16 protein-coding genes are annotated in these 19,027 nt (G+C 61.1%); 9 read left to right on the forward strand and 7 right to left on the reverse strand.

Going from position 1 to position 19,027, the window contains the following annotated elements:
* The first annotated feature begins 49 nt into the window (after positions 1 to 49).
* The 6 genes from ABD720_RS07120 to ABD720_RS07145 all read left to right on the forward strand — a co-directional run bounded on the left by ABD720_RS07120 (position 50) and on the right by ABD720_RS07145 (position 8,574).
* Entirely contained in the window at positions 50 to 3,304 is a 3,255-nt protein-coding gene (locus ABD720_RS07120) for an Rne/Rng family ribonuclease (RefSeq protein WP_344762568.1), read from the forward strand.
* 199 nt (positions 3,305 to 3,503) lie between these two features.
* The gene (chrA, locus tag ABD720_RS07125) at positions 3,504 to 4,862 is read left to right on the forward strand and encodes a chromate efflux transporter (protein ID WP_344762569.1); all 1,359 of its coding nucleotides are present in this window, start codon (positions 3,504 to 3,506) and stop codon (positions 4,860 to 4,862) included.
* A 30-nt stretch (positions 4,863 to 4,892) separates the two neighbouring features.
* A complete protein-coding gene (gene moaA / locus ABD720_RS07130; RefSeq protein WP_344762570.1) occupies positions 4,893 to 6,014 on the forward strand; it encodes a GTP 3',8-cyclase MoaA in 1,122 nt (373 codons plus the stop codon).
* A gap of 6 nt (positions 6,015 to 6,020) precedes the next feature.
* Positions 6,021 to 6,608, forward strand: a complete 588-nt coding sequence (gene mobA / locus ABD720_RS07135) for a molybdenum cofactor guanylyltransferase MobA (protein ID WP_344762571.1) — start codon at positions 6,021 to 6,023, stop codon at positions 6,606 to 6,608.
* A 5-nt stretch (positions 6,609 to 6,613) separates the two neighbouring features.
* Positions 6,614 to 7,903 (forward strand): molybdopterin molybdotransferase MoeA, encoded by a 1,290-nt coding sequence (moeA, locus tag ABD720_RS07140; RefSeq protein WP_344762572.1) that lies wholly within the window; start codon positions 6,614 to 6,616, stop codon positions 7,901 to 7,903.
* A 23-nt stretch (positions 7,904 to 7,926) separates the two neighbouring features.
* The gene (locus ABD720_RS07145) at positions 7,927 to 8,574 is read left to right on the forward strand and encodes a DsbA family oxidoreductase (protein WP_344762573.1); all 648 of its coding nucleotides are present in this window, start codon (positions 7,927 to 7,929) and stop codon (positions 8,572 to 8,574) included.
* On the opposite strand, the gene ABD720_RS07150 is transcribed toward ABD720_RS07145, so the two are convergent.
* The 6 genes from ABD720_RS07150 to pqqA all read right to left on the reverse strand — a co-directional run bounded on the left by ABD720_RS07150 (position 8,575) and on the right by pqqA (position 13,667).
* Complete coding sequence (locus ABD720_RS07150) at positions 8,575 to 10,062, reverse strand: MDR family MFS transporter (RefSeq protein WP_344762574.1); 1,488 nt, start codon at positions 10,060 to 10,062, stop codon at positions 8,575 to 8,577. It abuts the gene before it with no gap.
* A 370-nt stretch (positions 10,063 to 10,432) separates the two neighbouring features.
* The gene (pqqE, locus tag ABD720_RS07155; RefSeq protein WP_344762575.1) at positions 10,433 to 11,596 is read right to left on the reverse strand and encodes a pyrroloquinoline quinone biosynthesis protein PqqE; all 1,164 of its coding nucleotides are present in this window, start codon (positions 11,594 to 11,596) and stop codon (positions 10,433 to 10,435) included.
* A 2-nt stretch (positions 11,597 to 11,598) separates the two neighbouring features.
* The gene (gene pqqD / locus ABD720_RS07160; protein WP_344762576.1) at positions 11,599 to 11,874 is read right to left on the reverse strand and encodes a pyrroloquinoline quinone biosynthesis peptide chaperone PqqD; all 276 of its coding nucleotides are present in this window, start codon (positions 11,872 to 11,874) and stop codon (positions 11,599 to 11,601) included.
* Positions 11,871 to 12,596, reverse strand: a complete 726-nt coding sequence (pqqC, locus tag ABD720_RS07165) for a pyrroloquinoline-quinone synthase PqqC (protein WP_344762577.1) — start codon at positions 12,594 to 12,596, stop codon at positions 11,871 to 11,873. The genes pqqD and pqqC overlap by 4 nt, the downstream gene beginning before the upstream one ends.
* On the reverse strand, positions 12,593 to 13,507 hold the full coding sequence (pqqB, locus tag ABD720_RS07170; RefSeq protein WP_344762578.1) for a pyrroloquinoline quinone biosynthesis protein PqqB: 915 nt from the start codon (positions 13,505 to 13,507) through the stop codon (positions 12,593 to 12,595). Before pqqB ends, pqqC begins: the two co-directional genes overlap by 4 nt.
* A 61-nt stretch (positions 13,508 to 13,568) precedes the next feature.
* Entirely contained in the window at positions 13,569 to 13,667 is a 99-nt protein-coding gene (gene pqqA / locus ABD720_RS07175; protein WP_344762579.1) for a pyrroloquinoline quinone precursor peptide PqqA, read from the reverse strand.
* 324 nt (positions 13,668 to 13,991) lie between these two features.
* Here pqqA and ABD720_RS07180 point away from each other — a divergent pair, with 324 nt between their 5' ends.
* Entirely contained in the window at positions 13,992 to 14,891 is a 900-nt protein-coding gene (locus ABD720_RS07180; RefSeq protein WP_344762580.1) for a LysR family transcriptional regulator, read from the forward strand.
* A 443-nt stretch (positions 14,892 to 15,334) separates the two neighbouring features.
* Here ABD720_RS07180 and ABD720_RS07185 read toward each other — a convergent pair whose 3' ends face one another.
* A complete protein-coding gene (locus tag ABD720_RS07185) occupies positions 15,335 to 16,429 on the reverse strand; it encodes a YeiH family protein (RefSeq protein WP_344762705.1) in 1,095 nt (364 codons plus the stop codon).
* Between the two features lie 192 nt (positions 16,430 to 16,621).
* Here ABD720_RS07185 and ABD720_RS07190 point away from each other — a divergent pair, with 192 nt between their 5' ends.
* Positions 16,622 to 18,013, forward strand: a complete 1,392-nt coding sequence (locus ABD720_RS07190) for a HAMP domain-containing sensor histidine kinase (RefSeq protein WP_344762581.1) — start codon at positions 16,622 to 16,624, stop codon at positions 18,011 to 18,013.
* Positions 18,010 to 18,678 (forward strand): response regulator, encoded by a 669-nt coding sequence (locus ABD720_RS07195; protein WP_344762582.1) that lies wholly within the window; start codon positions 18,010 to 18,012, stop codon positions 18,676 to 18,678. The genes ABD720_RS07190 and ABD720_RS07195 overlap by 4 nt, the downstream gene beginning before the upstream one ends.
* The last annotated feature ends 349 nt before the right edge of the window (positions 18,679 to 19,027 follow it).

A 19,027-nucleotide genomic window follows, 5' to 3' on the forward strand; every position in this document is an offset into this window, starting at 1 on the left:
TCGGGACGGCACTGAAGACGACCACTGAGTCGTCACGGAGCAAAATAAAATGAAACGCATGTTATTCAACGCGACGCAGCAAGAAGAGCTGCGCGTCGCCATCGTTGACGGTCAAAAACTGATCGACATCGATATCGAAACCACCGGCCGCGAACAGCGCAAATCGAACATCTACAAAGGTGTGATTACCCGCATCGAACCGTCGCTCGAAGCCTGCTTCGTCAGCTACGGTGAAGACCGCCACGGCTTCCTGCCGTTCAAGGAAGTGGCACGCACCTATTTCAAGGACGGCGTCGACGTGCGCTCGGCCTCGATCAAGGAAGCGCTGCGCGAGGGCCAGGAAATCATGGTCCAGGTCGAGAAGGAAGAGCGCGGCAACAAAGGCGCGGCCCTGACCTCGTTCGTCTCGCTGGCCGGACGCTATCTGGTCCTGATGCCGAACAATCCACGCGGCGGCGGTGTATCGCGCCGGGTTGAAGGCGAAGATCGCCAGGAACTGCGCGAGACCATGGACAAGCTCGACCTGCCAGCCGGCATGTCGGTGATTGCCCGCACAGCCGGCATCGGCCGCAACGTCGATGAACTGCAATGGGACTTGAATTACCTGATGCAACTCTGGCGTGCCATCGAAGGCGCCGGCCAATCATCGACAGGCGCTTTCCTGATCTATCAGGAATCGTCACTGGTGATCCGTGCGATCCGCGATTACTTTCAGCCCGACATCGGCGAAATCCTGATCGACACCGACGATATTTACGAACAGGCCCAGCAGTTCATGAGCCATGTGATGCCGGACATGGTGCACCGGGTCAAGCGTTATCGTGACGACGTGCCGCTGTTCTCGCGCTTCCAGATCGAACACCAGATCGAAACCGCTTACTCGCGCACCGTACCGTTGCCATCGGGCGGCGCCATCGTCATCGACCATACCGAAGCACTGGTCTCGGTCGACGTCAACTCAGCGCGTGCCACCCGTGGCAGCGACATCGAGACCACCGCCTTCAATACCAATTGCGAAGCCGCCGAAGAAGTCGCCCGCCAGTTGCGCCTGCGCGACCTGGGTGGACTGATCGTGATCGACTTCATCGACATGGAAGTCGCCAAGAACCAGCGCGAAGTCGAAACCCGCCTGAAAGATGCGCTGCACTTTGACCGTGCCCGCGTCCAGATGGGCAAAATTTCACGCTTCGGCCTGATGGAACTGTCGCGCCAGCGCCTGCGGCCTTCGCTGTCCGAAGGCAGCCACGTGACCTGCCCGCGTTGCAACGGTACCGGCCATATCCGCGATACCGAGTCCTCCGCATTGCAAGTCCTGCGCATCATCCAGGAAGAAGCCATGAAGGAAAATTCGGCCGCGATCCACATCCAGACTCCGGTCGATGTCGCTGCCTTCCTGCTGAATGAAAAGCGCGGCGAAATCCTGAAAATCGAAACCCGTCATCGGGTCTCGATCATCATGATCCCGAACAAGCACCTCGAAACGCCGCACTACAAACTGGAACGCATCAAGCACGACGATGCACGTCTGGAAGAAATCCAGGCCAGCTACGCGATGGCCGAAGAAGCAGAAACCGACATCAGCTACGGCAAGCGCCAGAAAGAAGAAGCCAAGCCGCGCCAGGAAGCCGTCGTCAAGACGATTACCCCGGACCAGCCTGCGCCTATCGTCGAACGCAAGATTGCCGAGCCGGTCAGGCCAGCCGTTATACCTGCCCTGATGGCACCGCCTGAAGAAGGCTTCCTGAGCAAGCTGATCGGCTTCTTCTTCAAAAAGCCGGCAGCACCGGTGGCCGTGGTTACGGCGCCCGCGATCAAGCCGGAAGAAAAATCGGAACGCGGTGGTGACCGCAACGGCAGCAACGCGCGCAATGCGCGCGGTCGCAGCCGTGGTGGTCGCGGTGGTCGTGACAAGGATGAATCTGGTCGCGAAGACGCCGCCAAGGCACCAGCCGCAGAAACAGCCGGCGCACCGGCAGCACGCACACCACGTCCTCCGCGTGAACCGCGCGAGCCACGCGAAGTGCGTGAGCCGCGTGAAGTGCGCGAGCCGCGTGAAGGTGCAGAACCACGTCGTGAGCGTCAGCCACGTCCACCGCGCGAAGACCGCAAGGACACCGTCGCGGAAGTAAAAACCGACGAGATGGTTTTGGCCAGCACGGCATCCGTAGGTGTTGCAACGGCAATCAGTGCAGCTGCGGTTCAGGTATTAGCAACCAACGCACCAGAAGATGACGACCTGGCAGGCACCGTTGCGGTAGACGGCGAGACCGGCGAGCAATCCGAAGAGAAGCGTCGGCGCCGGCGTCGTGGCGGCCGTAATCGTAACCGTCGCGACCGTGAAGGTGGCGAGGGCGTCGAAGGCGGCGCTGACGGCGAAGAAGGCAGCGAAGTCATGTCCGATAGCGTTGGCAATCAATCTGAACCAGCATTCATTCCGGTTGCCTCGATAGCCATTGCAGCGGCCGCCGAAGCGGAAGCAGATGCACGTGCCGAACTGCATGCAGCGGACAACGACGTGACCTATCCGGCATCGGCACTGAGCTCGGCAATGCCTGCTCCGCTGATCCCGCAGGAAGTCAGCCGATCGTCAGACGCTGTTGCTGCCACAGCCCTGCCGACCGCAGTTGATGCCATATTGCAAGGTGCCGCGCCAATCGCCCAGACGGTCGAGCCGGTTGTATTTGCCGAACCTTTGTCAGAGCCGGTGTTTACGTTTGTCCCGGCCACGCCTGCCAGGCAAACTACCGCTGTGGAAATTGACACGGTTGCAGTCGCTACCGAAGTTGCCCAGCCGGTAGCCGTGGTTGCCGAGCCAGTTGCAGCAGTGACTGCGCCAGTAGCCGAGCCGGAAGTGATCCCCGAGCCGGTCGCTGCAGCAATCGCCCCGGTTGCGGTTGTTGAACCGGTCGATCTGGAGCCTGTCGTTATTGCGCCGGTTGCTGTCGAGCCCGTTGTCGTTGCGCCAGTTACTGCAGCAGTTGAGCACATTGCCGTGGTCGAGCCGATCGTTGTTGCTGCAGTTGCGGCTCCGGTCGCAACGCCGGAACCGATCGCCGAAGCGGTCGAGCCAGTCAAGGCAGTACCGGCAGTCCCAGCCGTCACCGTCACGGAAACCGCCATGGCAGATCTTGCCGAGGCGCTCAAATCAGCCGGATTGACACTGGCAGCAACGGACCCCGCAAAGCTGCAAGCAGCGCAAGAGTCCGCAGCCAGTACCGCCGAAATACCGCGTGTACGTCGCGAGCGCAAGGTCGTGCCGGTGCAAGCTGACGAACCTCTGGTACAAATCGAAACGCAACGCTGATGATCGGGGAGCTGACGCGTCATTCTTGATGCGTCAGCTCCGGCGATTCAGAAGTACCGATGCAGGCTTTGCGTTTCTGTTCAAAAGAACCGCATTGATGTAACAAGGAAAGGGAGCCAGTGCTCCCTTTTTGCATGGCAGTCCGACATCACACCATGTCGCCCGACCGAACATCCATCACGATTTTCTGGACAACACCATGGCATCCCCAATCGACCCGGACATCGCGAACAGGCAACCGCCAGCCGAGGTCACACTTACCGAGGCCTTCTGGTACTGGCTCCAACTGGGCTGCATCAGCTTTGGCGGTCCGGCCGGACAAATCGCGCTGATGCATACCGACCTGGTGGAAAAGAAGCGCTGGATTTCGGAAAAGCGTTTTTTGCACGCCCTCAACTACTGCATGATCCTGCCCGGCCCCGAGGCGACGCAGCTCGCGGTCTACATCGGTTGGCTGATGCATCGCACCCGGGGCGGTATTCTGGCGGGCGCCCTGTTCGTCCTGCCATCCCTGCTGCTGCTGATCCTGTTGAGCTGGATTTATCTGGCCTTCGGCAACCAGCCCATCGTGGCGGGAATTTTGTATGGCATCAAACCAGCAGTAGTCGCTATCGTCCTTGCTGCAGCCTATCGGATCGGCTCACGTACCCTGAAGAATCACTGGCTGCGCGGCATCGCCGTGCTGGCCTTTGCGGCAATCGCCCTGCTGCACCTGCCCTTCCCGCTGATCGTCCTGGGTGCCGGTATTGCCGGCTGGATCGGCGGTCGCTTCCTGCCCGAAAAATTCGATGTCGGTGGCACCCATGCCCAGGCAAAATCGTCCTACGGCGCAGCGCTGCTGGATGACACGACACCGACCCCGGCGCATGCGCATTTCTCGCTTGCCCGGCTGGCACTGGTGGGCGGTATCGGACTGGTGGCGGGTGCGGCAACATGGCTTGCCATTGCAGCTCTGTTCGGCGGCAGCAGCACTGCGGCACAGCTGGGCTGGTTCTTTACCAAGGCCGCCATGCTCACGTTTGGCGGTGCCTACGCGGTGCTTCCGTATGTCTATCAGGGCGCCGTGGACCATTATCACTGGCTCACTGCCGCACAGATGATCGACGGTCTGGCGCTGGGCGAAACCACGCCAGGTCCGTTGATCATGATCGTGGCCTTCGTCGGTTTTGTCGGTGGCTGGAGCAAGGAAATTTTTGGTGCCACGCACTTGCTGGCCGGCGGTGTGCTGGGCGCGGTAGTTGCCACCTGGTTCACGTTCCTGCCCTCCTTCATTTTCATCTTCGCCGGCGGTCCGCTGGTGGAATCGACCCGAGACAACATTCGCCTGACCGCGCCACTGACGGCCATTTCGGCAGCCGTAGTGGGCGTGATCGTCAGCCTCGCGGTATTTTTTGCGGAACAGGTATTCCATCTGGAGCGCACGCTGGCACAGTGGGACTGGATCGCGATGGGCATCACGCTCGCTGCCTGCATCGCGCTGTTCCGGTTCAAAGCCGGCACCATCAAGCTGATCATTGCCTGTGCGATTGCAGGCCTCATGGTATCGTTCTTCGCCTGAGAAAACCCACCTCCAAGCACCTCGAAAACCATGGCAGATAAAGTTATTCCGATCGTCGATCTCCGTAGCCGGGATCGGCACCAGGCACCGGCCATCCCGGCCACGCTGGATGCTCCCACGGGATCGCTACGTGACCGAATGTCACGCCCGCTGCACGACCTGCGCATTTCGGTCACCGACCGCTGCAATTTCCGCTGCGTGTATTGCATGCCGAAAGACGTGTTCGACAAGGATTACCAGTTCCTGCCACAAACCTCGCTGCTGTCGTTCGAAGAAATCACGCGCATGGCGCGGATTTTCATCGACCACGGCGTCGAAAAAATCCGCCTGACCGGTGGCGAACCGCTGCTGCGCAAGCACCTCGAAAAATTGATCGAGATGCTCAGCAAACTGCAAACCCGCAGCGGCCGCAACCTTGACCTGACCCTGACCACCAACGGTTCGCTGCTCGCCAAAAAAGCCCAATCGCTGAAAGACGCCGGACTTCGACGTGTCACCGTCTCGCTGGACGCACTGACCGAATCGACCTTCCGGACCATGAACGATGTCGACTTCCCGGTGTCCGACGTACTGCATGGCATCGATGTCGCGCATGCAGTCGGGCTCGGGCCGATCAAGGTCAACATGGTCGTCAAGCGTGGCATGAACGACCAGGAAATTCTGCCGATGGCGCGCCACTTCAAGGGCTCGCCAGCGATCCTCCGCTTCATCGAATACATGGATGTCGGTGCCTCGAATGGCTGGAAAATGGACGAAGTCATGCCCTCGGCCGAAGTCATCGCGCGCATCGCCGGCGCATTCCCGTTGCACGAGATCGCCCCGAACTACGGCGGCGAAACCGCCGGTCGCTGGCGCTATGCCGATGGCAGCGGCGAAGTCGGCGTAATCTCCAGTGTGACCAAGGCGTTTTGCCAGGATTGCAGTCGTGCGCGGCTCTCGACCGAAGGCAAGCTGTACACCTGCCTGTTCGCCACCGGCGGCCATGACCTGCGTGCCCTGATGCGCGACGGTCGCAGCGATGCCGAAATCTCGGCCGTGATCGGCCAGATCTGGGGCGCACGCACCGACCGCTATTCCGAACTGCGCACGGCCAACACCAGCGGCTTGCAGCGCAGCGCCAACAAAGTAGAAATGTCGTACATCGGAGGCTGAAACAGCATGAATAACATTACCGGATTGATCCTGGCAGGCGGGCGCGGCACGCGCATGGGCACGGTCGACAAAGGGCTGCAGGTATTTCGCGGCGCGCCGATGGCAATGCATGTCCTGATGCGCCTGGCACCACAGGTCGATCACATCATGATCAATGCCAACCAGAACCTGGCCGCGTATGAATCCATCTGCACGGCGGTCTGGCCCGACGAGATGCAGGGCTTTGCCGGTCCGCTGGCAGGATTGCAGTCCGGCCTGATGCATTGCGAGACCGCGTATCTGGTCACCGCGCCCTGTGACTCGCCGTTCCTGCCGCTCGACCTGGTCGAGCGTCTCAGGACAGCCTTGCTGGAACAGGACGCCGACCTCGCCGTGGCGGTCACTGGCGACGCCGAACATCGCCAGTCGCATCCGGTATTTTGCCTGCTCAAGTCGTCGTTGCTGTCGCACCTGACGCTGTTCCTGCAACAGGGTGGCCGCAAGGTCGATGCGTGGTACGTCTCGCTGGCAGTGGCCGAAGTGCACTTTGACGATGAAGCGGCATTCCGTAATATCAATACGCTGGACGAGCTGCGCAAATTCGAGGCGGCGTAACCAGCATGAGCACCCCACTCCGCTCCCTCGCCGAGGTCGCCAGCTGCCTGTCCGATTACGATCCACAGGCCCTGCCGGTGGCCGATGCCCAGCGCATCATCCGCGACTTCATCACGCCGATCCAGTCGTCAGAACAAGTCGCGCTGCGCAGCGCACTCGGCCGCGTACTGGCGGCCGACATCATCTCGCCGATCAATGTGCCATCGCATGACAATTCCGCGATGGATGGCTATGCGTTGCGCAGTGCCGATCTGGCTGACACGGCGATCGACCTGGAGGTCATCGGTACCGCCTACGCCGGCCGGATGTTCACCGGCAGTGTCGCAAGCGGGCAATGCGTGCGCATCATGACCGGGGCGATCATGCCGGCCGAATGCGACACCGTGATCCCGCAGGAATTCACCCAAAACAGCAGCGCGCAACACGTCACGATTCCACCGAACGTGGTGCGCAGTGGCGACAACCGCCGCTTCTGCGGCGAAGATCTCGAAGCCGGCAAACCGGCCTTGCGCAAAGGGCGCATCGTGCATGCGGCCGACCTCGGCTTGCTGGCGTCACTCGGGATTGCTGAAGTAGCGGTACAGCGTCGATTGCGGGTGGCCTTTTTTTCGACCGGCGATGAACTGCGCTCGATCGGCGAAACACTCGCCGCGGGCTGCGTCTACGACAGCAATCGCTACACGCTGTATGGCATGCTGGTGCGACTCGGTTGCGACCTGATCGACATGGGCGTGGTGCCGGATGATCCGGCGTCACTCGAACAGGCCCTGCGCAGCGCCTGCGAAAACGCCGATGCCATCATCACCTCGGGTGGCGTCTCGGTCGGCGCGGCCGATTACACCAAACAGATCATGGCCGAACTCGGCGACGTCACCTTCTGGAAAATCGGTATGCGTCCCGGCCGCCCCATGGCGTTCGGCAACATCAGCTCGAACGGCCAAAGTGCCTTTTTGTTCGGCCTGCCCGGCAATCCGGTGGCGGTCATGGTGACGTTCTACTTTTTTGCGCGGCCGGCGCTGTTGCACATGATGGGCGCCGATGCGATGCCACCGCCGTTACTGCAAGTGGCGTCGGCAGCAGCGATCCGCAAAAAACCCGGTCGCACCGAATACCAGCGCGGCATCCTGGCCACCGATGCCGCTGGCCGGCAAACCGTCACCATCACCGGCGCGCAAGGTTCCGGCATCCTGCGCTCGATGGTCGAAGCCAATTGCATGGTGGTGCTGCACGACGCGCAGGGATCGGTCGCCGCTGGCGACCTGGTTGACGTGATGCTGTTTGATGGACTGACTTGACGGACTTACAGCAGAAAGATTTTATGACCAAACAACTCCGCATCGATTTTGTCTCGGATGTATCGTGCCCATGGTGCATCATCGGCCTGAAAGCACTCGAACAGGCGATTGCCAATATCGGCAGTGAGGTCGAGGTGGCCATCCACTGCCAGCCATTCGAGCTCAACCCGACCATGGCACCCGAGGGTCAGGACATCACCGAACACATCATCCAGAAATACGGCATCACCAAGGCGCAAAGTCAGGGCAACCGCGAAGCCATACGCGCACGCGGCGCGGAACTGGGTTTCACATTCGGCATGGCGCCGAACAGCCGCATCTACAACACCTTCGATGCACATCGGCTGTTGCACTGGGCCGAGGAAACCAATCACCAGCTGGCGTTGAAGCACGCGCTGTTCGATGCCTATTTCACGCAGGGTCGTGATCCGAGCTCGCACGCCGTTCTGGTCGAAGCAGCGATCAAGGTCGGCCTGGATGGTGAACAGGCAGCGCAACTGCTGGCGTCCGATCGGTTCACGACGGAAGTACGCGAGAGCGAACAGTTCTACCTGCGCCAGGGCATCAATTCGGTACCCGCCGTCATCATCAATGGTCGCCACCTGATTTCCGGAGGCCAGCCTGTCGACGTCTTCGAGCAGGCGCTGCGACAGATCGCCGCAGCGGAGTAATCAGGATGTCGAGGTGGTGGTCGCAGCGGAGCTGGCGACCGGCATCAGCTTGCCGCGCAATTCTTTTTCCGACAATTGCCAGACCAGCAGCGGCGCAATCGCCGACATGCCTGCGCTGATCAGGAACAATTGCCGGAATGCGCCATCAGCAGCGCCCCGTCCGGCCGCATCGCCCAGCAAGGCGCCAAACAAATCTGCCGGCGCGTCCGGCAGCGCATGACGCAACAAGGTCGTCAGCAACGACGACAACAAAGCCACGCCAACCGCGCCGCCCAGCAGGCGTGACAGCGAGGTCAGCGCAGTGGCCACGCCGATGTGCCCGACCGCCACCGCATTCTGCGTCGCCACCATCGAGGTCGGAAACTGAAAACCCAGCCCCACGCCCATCACCACCAAAGTCACCACCATCAGCACCGGTTGGTTCAGCGGGGTCATGGCCAGCGCCACACCGCCCACGGTGGCCGCGATCGTGCCACCAAGTTGCAGTCGCTTGTAATGCCCGCTGGCACTCATCAACCGACCCGCCAGAAATGCGCCAAACGGGATCGCCAGCGTCAGCGGCAGCAGGCGCAAGGCCGACGCATCGGGCGCCATGCCACCGGCCAGTTGCAACCGCAACGGCAATAGCACCGACATCGAAATAAACTGAAAAAATGCGAGGAACAGCACCACGCAACAGATCGTCACGGTCTTGTTTCGGAACAGCGCCAGCGGGATCAGCGGCTCGCTACTGCGGTGCGAATGCCAGCCAAATGCCAGCAGCATCGCAGCGCCGCCGATGGCCAGCAGCAGGTTCAGCGGTTCTGCAGCAGCCACGCCCTGGCCGAGCCGGGACATCGCAATCAGTACCGCCGTCAGGCCCGCCGCGAACAGGACGGCGCCGACATAATCGACCTTGTGCTGCGCATGCGTCACCGGCAAATTGCGCAACGACCGGCGCACCAGCCACAGCGCCAGCAGGCCCAGCGGCAGGTTGATCCAGAAGATATAGCGCCACGACAGATAGTGCGTCAGGTAGCCGCCAAGAATGGGGCCGGCCAGGCTGGCGGCGGCATACACGCCGCTGATGTAGCCCTGATAGCGACCGCGTTCGCGCAGCGGCACGACGTTGGCAATGGTCGCCTGCGCCACCGAAATCAACCCGCCACCACCCAGCCCCTGCAAGACCCGGAAACCGATCAGCTGCGGCATCGTCGTCGCCAGCGCGCAGCCCAGCGAACCCAGCGTAAAAATCAGGATGGCGGCACTCAGGCTGGCGCTGCGGCCGTGGATATCACTGAGCTTGCCCCAGATCGGCGTGGCCACGGTGCAGGCCACCAGATAGGCCGAAATCACCCAGGCCATTTGCGCGAAACCGTCGAGCTGACCGGCAATGACCGGCAGCGCGACAGCGACCACGGTTTGTTCGATCGCACCGAGCAGGATGACGAGGACGAGACCGCTGATGATCAGGCGGATATTGAGTGGTTCGGAGTCGGAATTTTGCATCCGGCTAGTTATACCCGATCAGGCCAAAGTGCGTAGTCCTCTCAAGGTACGATTTTGGGCGCAAAAAATCCTGGCAACCAGAAGGTTGGCAGCCAAGTACAACCTTCACAATGCAACCATCATGCCGTAGGTTGGGCTGCGAAGCCCAACCTGCGTCAAGCTTCCGGCGCGGTCGGCGTTAGCTGAAGCGGCGTGTGCCGGGTCGCAAATAAGACCGACTATCAGGTCGCTCCCCGCTTGGCCGCAACGGAATACAACCCGTTTTGATTACCGAAAGCAGCAACGTGACGCATGTTGGGCTTTGCAGCTCAACCTACGAATCGGCGGTTGCATTACGTACGCAGGACTTCGATACCCAACCTGCCGGCAACTAAGCTTTTGTTTGCGCCGCTGCACTGGCCAGGATGCGTGAATTGCTGTCGGTCCGGAAGATGATCGGCTGCTCGGCGACGGCAGCCGGCACAGTGCGATTAGCCGCGTGGAAAATAATCTGGTCGACCCGCTCGCGCAACGGTGACTTCGCGCAGACCGGATCGGTCGCGGCAGCATCGCCAGCCAGCATCAATGCCTGGCAGCGGCAACCGCCAAAGTCCTTTGCTTTTTCCGGGCAACTGCGGCACGGCTCCTGCATCCAGTCATCACCGCGATATTTGTTGAAAGCGCTGCTGTCGTACCAGATCTCCTGCATCGACATGGCGCGCACATTCGGCAATGACAATCCCGGCAGGTCGCGTGCGTTGTGGCATGGCAGTGCGACGCCGTCCGGTGCGACACCGAGGAACACCGAGCCCCAGCCATTCATGCAGGCCTTCGGCCGGTCTTCGAAATAATCGGGAATCACGAACAGAATCTTGCAGCGCTTGCCAATCCTGGCGCGATAGGTCGCGACCACCTCTTCGGCCTCGCGCAATTGTTCGCGGGTGGGCATCAGCTGGTCGCGGTTTTTCATGGCCCAGCCGTAGTACTGGGTGTTCGCCAGTTCCAGATATTCGGCATCCAGCGCCAGCGCCATCTCAATGATCTTGTCGACGTGCGGCAAATTATGTCGGTGCAGCACGCAGTTGAGCACCATCGGATAGTCGTATTGCTTGATCAGCGCAGCGACTTTTTTCTTCAGGTCGAAGGTCTTGGTACTGCTCAGGAAATCATTGAGCTCTTTGGTCGAATCCTGAAACGACAGCTGGATATGATCGAGCCCGGCGTCTTTCAGCGCCTTGATGCGCGCTTCGGTCAGGCCGACGCCGGAGGTAATCAGGTTGGTATAAAAGCCGAGCCGATGCGCCTCGGTGACCAACTCCTCCAGATCATCGCGCAGCAGCGGTTCGCCACCCGAAAACCCCAGCTGCACCGCACCGAGTGCGCGCGCCTGCTGCATCACCGTGAACCACTCGGCCGTGCTCAGTTCATTGCGGACGGCAGTGTAGTTGACCGGGTTGTAGCAGAACGCGCAATGCAACGGGCAACGGTAGGTCAGCTCGGCCAGCAACCAGTACGGCGGTGACGGCACCGGCTTGACGGCAAGAGGTGCATTCATGATCAGACGATCCAGTTCTCTTGAAACGCATGGGCCAGCAAGCCCTCGACATCGGGGCGCAATCCGGTGGCATTGAACTTGTCTTCGAGGATCGCAACGATGTCGTCGACCGTGCGCACGCCATCGCAGCATTGCAGGATTTCGCCGGCGCTGCCATTAAGCCGCACCATGCCTTCCGGGTACAGCAGGACGTGGCAATGCTGGGCTTCTTCCCATTGCAGGCGGAAGTGGCGATGCAGTTTTGGCCGGGCGGGCACATCGGTGGGCAGCGTAGTCATTCGGGATAGGCTTTCTCGATCGCGTCCAGCATCGCCCACAGGATGTCGAGCTTGAACTGCAGGATATCCAGCGCACGCTGTTGCTGGACCCGGGTGGTGAAGTGGTCCAGCGTCACCGCCAGACCGTGATCGACATCGCGCTGCGCCAGCGGAATGCGGCTGCGAAAATACGCCAGCCCCGACGCCTGTATCCACGGATAGTGGTCCGGCCAGCCAGCCAGGCGATCCTTGTGTATCTGCGGCGCGAACATTTCGGTCAGCGACGAACAGACCGATTCCTGCCACGGCTGGCGCCGCGCAAAGTCAACATACGCATCGCAGGCAAAGCGCACGCCCGGCACCACATGCTGCAGCGACCAGAGTTCGTCCCGCGTAATGCCGGCGGCAGCGCCGAGCTGGGTCCAGGCTTCGATGCCGCCAGCAGCGTGGCCCTGATAGTCGTCGTAGCCATCGTGATCGAGGATGCGTGCGATCCACTTGCGGCGGGTGTCGCGGTCATCGCAATTGGACAGGATGGCGGCATCTTTTTTCGGGATGATGGACTGGTAATAGAACCGGTTCGCCACCCAGCCGCGAATTTGCGCTGGCGAGCAGCGACCGCCGTTGAGGCGGACATTGAACGGATGATGGATGTGGTAACTCCTGCCCTTGTCGCGCAATTGCTGCTCGAATTCGTCGCGCGTCCAGGGTGATGCAATAGCGGGTGCAATTGAATTGCTCACAATTGAATCTCCATGCCGTCAGCGGCAACCTCGATGCCATGCTGCGTCAGCAGTGCGCGCTCAGGCGAGTCCTCGCGCAGGATCGGGTTGCTGTTATTAATGTGGATCAGGATCTTGCGACTGGCGGGCATGCGGTCGAGGACTTCGATCATGCCGCCCGGCCCGGATTGCGGCAGGTGGCCCATCTCGGAGGCAGGCTTTTTGGACAGACAAAGGGTGATCATTTCATCCTCGGTCCAGAAGGTGCCATCGACCAGCAGGACATCGGCACTTTCCATCGCGGCCAGCACCGATGGCGACAGGCTGCCCAGACCGGGCGCATAAAACACCGACTTGCCGCTGGTGATGCTGACCATGGCCAAACCAATGTTATCGCCCGGATGCGGGTCGTTGCGATGCGGCGAATACGGCGGCGCCTTGCTCGACAAGGTCAGCGGCATGAAGCGAATCTGGCCGAGCGGTGCAATCACGAACGGCTCACCATCCGGCGCGATCAGGTGCCGTTCGACACCACAATAATGCGACAGCACCTTGGCAATCGGCAGGCCGGTCGAGATATCGGCAAAAACCTGTTCGGTGGCGTACAGCGGCAGCGGCGAAGAGCGCTCGCGCAGCATCAGCAAGCCGGTGACGTGGTCGATTTGCGCATCCATCAGCAGCACCGCGCAAATACCGCTGTCGCGGATCGCACGGGCCGGTTGCAACTCGGGCGCGCTGGCGAGCTGGCGCAGGATGTCGGGGGAGGCATTGATCAGGACCCAGTCGATGCCATTCTCGCTGACGGCAATCGATGACTGGGTGCGGGCGGTAGCGCGGATGCTGCCAGCGCGCACGCCGCTGCAGTTAAAACAGTTGCAATTCCATTGCGGGAAACCGCCACCGGCGGCTGAACCCAGTATTCGTATTTTCAAATGACACTCCCGGGAGCCGGGAGGTCAACACCGGCTCTCGCAATGCTGGTCGAAGCAACGATCAGCGGTTGGCGATGTACAGCGTGATTTCAAAACCAAAGCGGAAGTTGATGGCGGTTGGGGTTTCCCAGGTCATGGTGATGCTCCTTGTTTGTCTCATTGATGGAATTATTGGCTGCCGGGTCAAGGTGCTGAACCGGCGCAATGATCATGCGCTGTGGTACGGCAAACCGCTTGCGTGAAATGACGTGGCGGGGCTCATGATTTTCATGAAAGAAAAAAATTTTCAGGTTACGAAAGGCCGTGTTGCAGGAGGTCGCGTCGCGCCCTGAGTGCGGCGCACAGGTGCTTGCGCGACTGAGGCCAACACGGTCCATCCCGTGATGGCAGGGTGCAATCCGCGCAGACCTGGTGCCTTGACGTACAATTTTCCCGGCTTCCTGAGCAGATCCGCTCCTCCCGACATGCAACGCCACCACCCACCATGCATCTGACACTTCGACAATTACAGATTTTCCTGGCCGTGGCGCAGACCGGCAGCACGACTGCAGCCGCCGCCCTGGTCGCGCTATCGCAATCGGCCACCAGCGCCGCCCTGAACGAACTCGAAAGCCAGTTGGCGCTGCGGCTGTTCGACCGCGTCGGCAAAAAACTCATCCTCAACGACAGCGGCCGCGTGCTGCTGCCGCAGGCGCGCCAACTGCTCGACGCTGCTGCCCATATCGAACAGCAATTTCAGGTGAGTGATCCGTTGTCGGCCGCAGGATTGCGTATCGGCGCGAGCACCACCATCGGAAGTTATCTGTTACCGGCGATTTTTGCGGCGGCGTTTTCGCGCGCGGCCCGCGCCTACCCGCGCGTGACGATCGCCAATACTGCGCAGATCGTCACGGCGATCAGCAATGTCGAGGTCGACCTGGGATTGCTGGAAGGCCCGACCGACGATCCGGACCTGGTGCTGCTGCCGTGGATCGACGATGAACTGGTGATCGTTGCCGCGCCCGACCATCCGATCCTGTCCGGCGATACCGGCTCAACCATCGCCATTGATGCGTTGCAGGCCGCCGGCTGGCTGCTGCGCGAGTCCGGTTCGGGCACCCGCGAAACGGTCGACCAGGCGCTACGCCCGCATCTGCCCGGATTGCGCAGCGTCGGTGAATTCGGCAATTCGGAAGCCGTCAAGCATGGTGCCGCCGAAGGTCTCGGACTGGCCTGCCTGTCACGTTGCGTGGTCAGCGATCTGATCGGTCTCGGTCGGTTGGTGGAACTGCGTACCGCCCTGCCGGTATTACGCCGGCAATTTTATCTTGCACACAGCCGGCACAAAATACTGTCACCGCGCCTGCGGCACTTCCTGACGTTTTGTCAGGGCTGGGTGCGCTAATCGTAATTGCCTCACACCAGCCATTGCTCCACAAAGCGGTAGATCAGCGCCCGAGCGACAACAGCCAAACAAAACAGACAACCGGCCAACAGGGCAACCGCTCGCACCTTGAACTAAAAAGCCCCACATGCAAACCACCGACTGTAGGTTGGGCTGCAAGCCCAACATGCGTCAAGCTCCCTGTGCGGTCTGCGTTAGCTAAACCGGTTTTCGCCCGGTAGCACCAAGCCCGAGGCGGACCGGCTTGTGTCAACTGAGTCCAACCCGCTTTAGCCACCACAGGCCGCCAACCGTCGGCGCCGCAGCAAGCTTGACGCATGTTGGGCTTGCTGCCCAACGATTCGGCAACGTCACCGAGATCGGTTGGAGAACCGCACCCGGTTTGGTATCAAACATTTTTTGCGGTCAAAAGCCCGCCTTGCATGGGCTGTCTCGCGAGTGCCTCACCCTATCCACTGCATGACCAGGCGGTTGATCAGCGCCCCACCGGCAATGAGCCAGCCGAACAGCAATCCGGCCAGCAGCAACGGCCTCGCACCGGCGCGGCGGATTGCCGCGACTTGCGTACCTAACCCGAGCGCTGCCATGGCCATGGCCAATAACACGGTATCGAGTGCGATCAGGCCCTCGACCACCACGGCCGGTAACAAGGACAGTGAATTGAGTCCGACCATCGCGATAAAAATGACAGCGAACCAGGGCAACTCCAGCCGGCCAGCGCTGGCAACCCGGGTATCAGAGGCACCACCACGTCGACTCAGCGTCACTGACAAACCAATCAGGAATGGCGCCAGCATCATCACCCGCACCATCTTTGCAATGACTGCCGTGTTGGCCGCCTCCTCGCTGACCGAACGTGCCGCTGCCACCACTTGCGCGACTTCATGGAGCGTCGATCCGACATACACACCGAACGTCGCAGGCGCCAGGCCGAGCACCTGCCAGTGCGCATTCAACCGGAACAGCAGCGGATACACAAAGATTGCCAGCGTGCCGAAGACCACCACCGTTGATACCGCCACCGTGACCGATTCGGCACGGGCGCGCAGTACTGGTGCCGTCGCCAGGATCGCAGCCGCGCCGCAGATCGAACTGCCCGCGCCGATCAGAATGACCGTCTCGCGATCCAGCCGGAACACCTTCAGACCCAGCAGGAGCGCCAGTCCGAAGGTCGAACCCAGCACCAGCGCGTCGATCATGACACCGGCCACACCAACCTCGCCGATCTGCTGCATGGTCAGGCGAAACCCGTACAGGATGATGCCGAGACGGAGCAACTTCTGTTTTGAGAAATGCACGCCTGCTTCGTAACTTGCGGCACGCCGCACCGTGCCGGTATTGCCCAATACGATGCCAAGACCGATCGCCAGCGTTAGCGTACCCAGACCGTGTCCCGCAAAAAAAGCAACGCGTCCGAGCAACAGTGCGGCCACCGCGATCCCGGCGCTGAGCAGCAAGCCGGGCGCCAGCACCGTGACGCGCGCGACGACTTGCCGTGGCCAGCTGCGCTGTAAAACGGGACGTGCCAGGGTAGTCATTGATGCCATCAGATTCTCCGCCTCCGGCATCCCGCTGATGCCGATACCCTGCACTGTATCGACCAGAAACCAAACAGGAAAACGCATCCTCTGACTGATCGTTACCTGCAAAACGGGTAAGTCGACCAGCACGCAGCGCGACCGAAAACCGGCGATCGGTCGCTCTACCCTGCGACGCCGGTAGAATGCGCCATGACCGCACCGACACCTCACGCACCGCCCGCCCGCGCACTCGGCCTGCGCCAGAAGATCAACCTGATTTTCGGGCTCGTCAGCATGCTCGTACTGGGCCTGCTGGTGACGGTACAGATTCAGTCGGCGCGCACCAGCGTGCATGAAGAAATCGAAGCATCGAACCGGATCGCGACCCAGCTGCTGGGACGCATTACCTGGTTTTATTCGATGGGAGGACTCGATCATCTGGCCGGATTTTTGCAGGAAACCGGACGCGTGCGCGCCAACGAATTGCGCTTGCAGGACCAGACCGGGCGACTGATCTATGCCTCGCCACCATCGACCTACAAACTTGGGCGAGATGCACCGGACTGGTATGAAGCGCTGGTCACGCCCACCCTCAAACCGACCACCATTCTGCTCAACGGCGGCCAGTTGATCATCACGCCCAATCCGACCCGTTCGGTGCTGGATGCGTGGGATGACCTGAAGCGCGTGGTGCTGGTGGAAGCTTTTTTGCTGCTGGTGGCCGACCTGCTTGCGTTCCTGGTGGTGGGCCACTGGCTGGCGCCGCTCGACCTGGTCCAGAATGGCTTGCGCGCCATCGAACGTGGCCAGCATCAGGTGCGACTGCCACCACTGGATGGCAAGGAAGCCGGTGAGATGGGCCGCACCTTCAACCGGATGGCGCAAGCCGTCGAAGAAAATATCCAGGTGCGCCAGGCCAGCGCCGATACGCAGGCGAGGCTGGCGGCGCAACGCGACTTCACGACCCTGCTGCACCAGCGCATCGAAGAAGAACGCACGGCACTGGCGCGCGAACTGCATGATGAACTGGGGCAGTCGCTGACCGCCATGCGCAGTATCGCCAAGTCATTGCTGCAGCAAGCCGCGCTGCAGGACAGCGCCAGCCAGCGCAGCGTACAGATGCTATTCGACACCGCCGGATCGACCGCGGATGCGCTGCATCGGATGATCCCGCGCCTGCGTCCGATCCAGCTCGACGGCATGGGACTGGCCGATGCCCTGCGCGATCTGGTGACGGAACTGCAGCTGAACAATCCGGCGCTGGACATCACCTTCAAGGTCGACCCCGAGCTGAACGTGCTGCCCGATGCGCTGGAAATTCCGCTGTACCGGATCGCGCAGGAAGCGCTGACCAACGTGATCCGCCATGCCGGCGCAAGCCACGTGCTGGTCTGGCTGCGCCAGCAGGACGGCAACCTGCGCCTGTCGGTCTGCGATAACGGCAAGGGCGTCACTGGCACGCTGGTGCGCGCCGGACATTACGGCGTACGCGGCATGCAGGAACGGGCCGAATCGCTGGGTGGCATCCTGCAGCTCCAGCCCGGTCCGGATGGCGGGCTGGAGGTCGATGTATCGATTCCGATGAATGAGGCAGCTGCATGAACACATCACAAGAAAAACCGAACGGTAAACCCATCACGGTGATGCTGGTCGACGACCACATGGTGGTGCGCTTCGGTTTCCGGATGCTGCTCGACGCCACGCCGGATATCCGCGTGGTGGCCGAAGCCGACTCGGCGGACGCGGCCTACCTGCAACTACCCGCCTGCCAGCCCGATGTGGTCGTCATGGATATCTCGTTCGGCGACGGCACCACCGGCGTCGATGCGACCCGCCGTATCCTGGCGCGTGACAAGCACGTCAAGGTACTGGGCTTGTCGTCGCATGAAAACCCCAGCTACGTGCGCTTCATGCTCAAGGCCGGCGCGCTGGGCTACCTGTCCAAACGCAGCGCACCGGATGAGCTGATCCACGCGATCCGGCAAGTCGCGGCCGGGCGCATGTATCTGGACGCGCATGTCTCGCAGCGCATGGCATTGCAGGAATTCGACGGCGCGAAGAATCCGCTGGAGATTTTGTCGGAACGGGAGTTTGGTGTTTTTATCCAGCTGGCCAAGGGCTTCTCGGTGAACCAGATCGCCGTGGACCTGAATATCTCGCCGCGCACTGCGGGGACGCATTTGTATAACGTCAAACAGAAACTGGGAGCCGGGAATCAGGCGGAGCTGGCGTTGATTGCGGTGCGGCATGGGTTGATTGAGGTGTGATTTCGCTTCGTTGCATTTAACTAAATGCTGACTCCATACAAGGCTCAGGACGAGCCGTCGTTGCGCGTCCTCGGCTGCGGTTGCGATCTGGGCGCGTTGGAATCCGCAAGCAGGGTCAGAGTAATTTTTGCGGTGAAGCGTTGCGAAAAAAAACTCTGACCCTGGTTGCTGCCGATGTGGTTTGCGATGGTTGGCAAGAGCGGGTTTTGTGGAGGCAGCAAGCTGCACACGCCAGTTTCCGGGGTCGGAGTTTTTTTTCGCGGGGGTATCGCGAAAATTACTCTGACCCCGCAAACGGATTGCGAAGCGCGGTCGTGGCACACCGGTGGCTACGGTCACGGTCACGGTC

It is taken from the genome of Actimicrobium antarcticum (assembly GCF_039536745.1).
GTDB classification, from domain to species: Bacteria; Pseudomonadota; Gammaproteobacteria; order Burkholderiales; family Burkholderiaceae_D; genus Actimicrobium; species Actimicrobium antarcticum.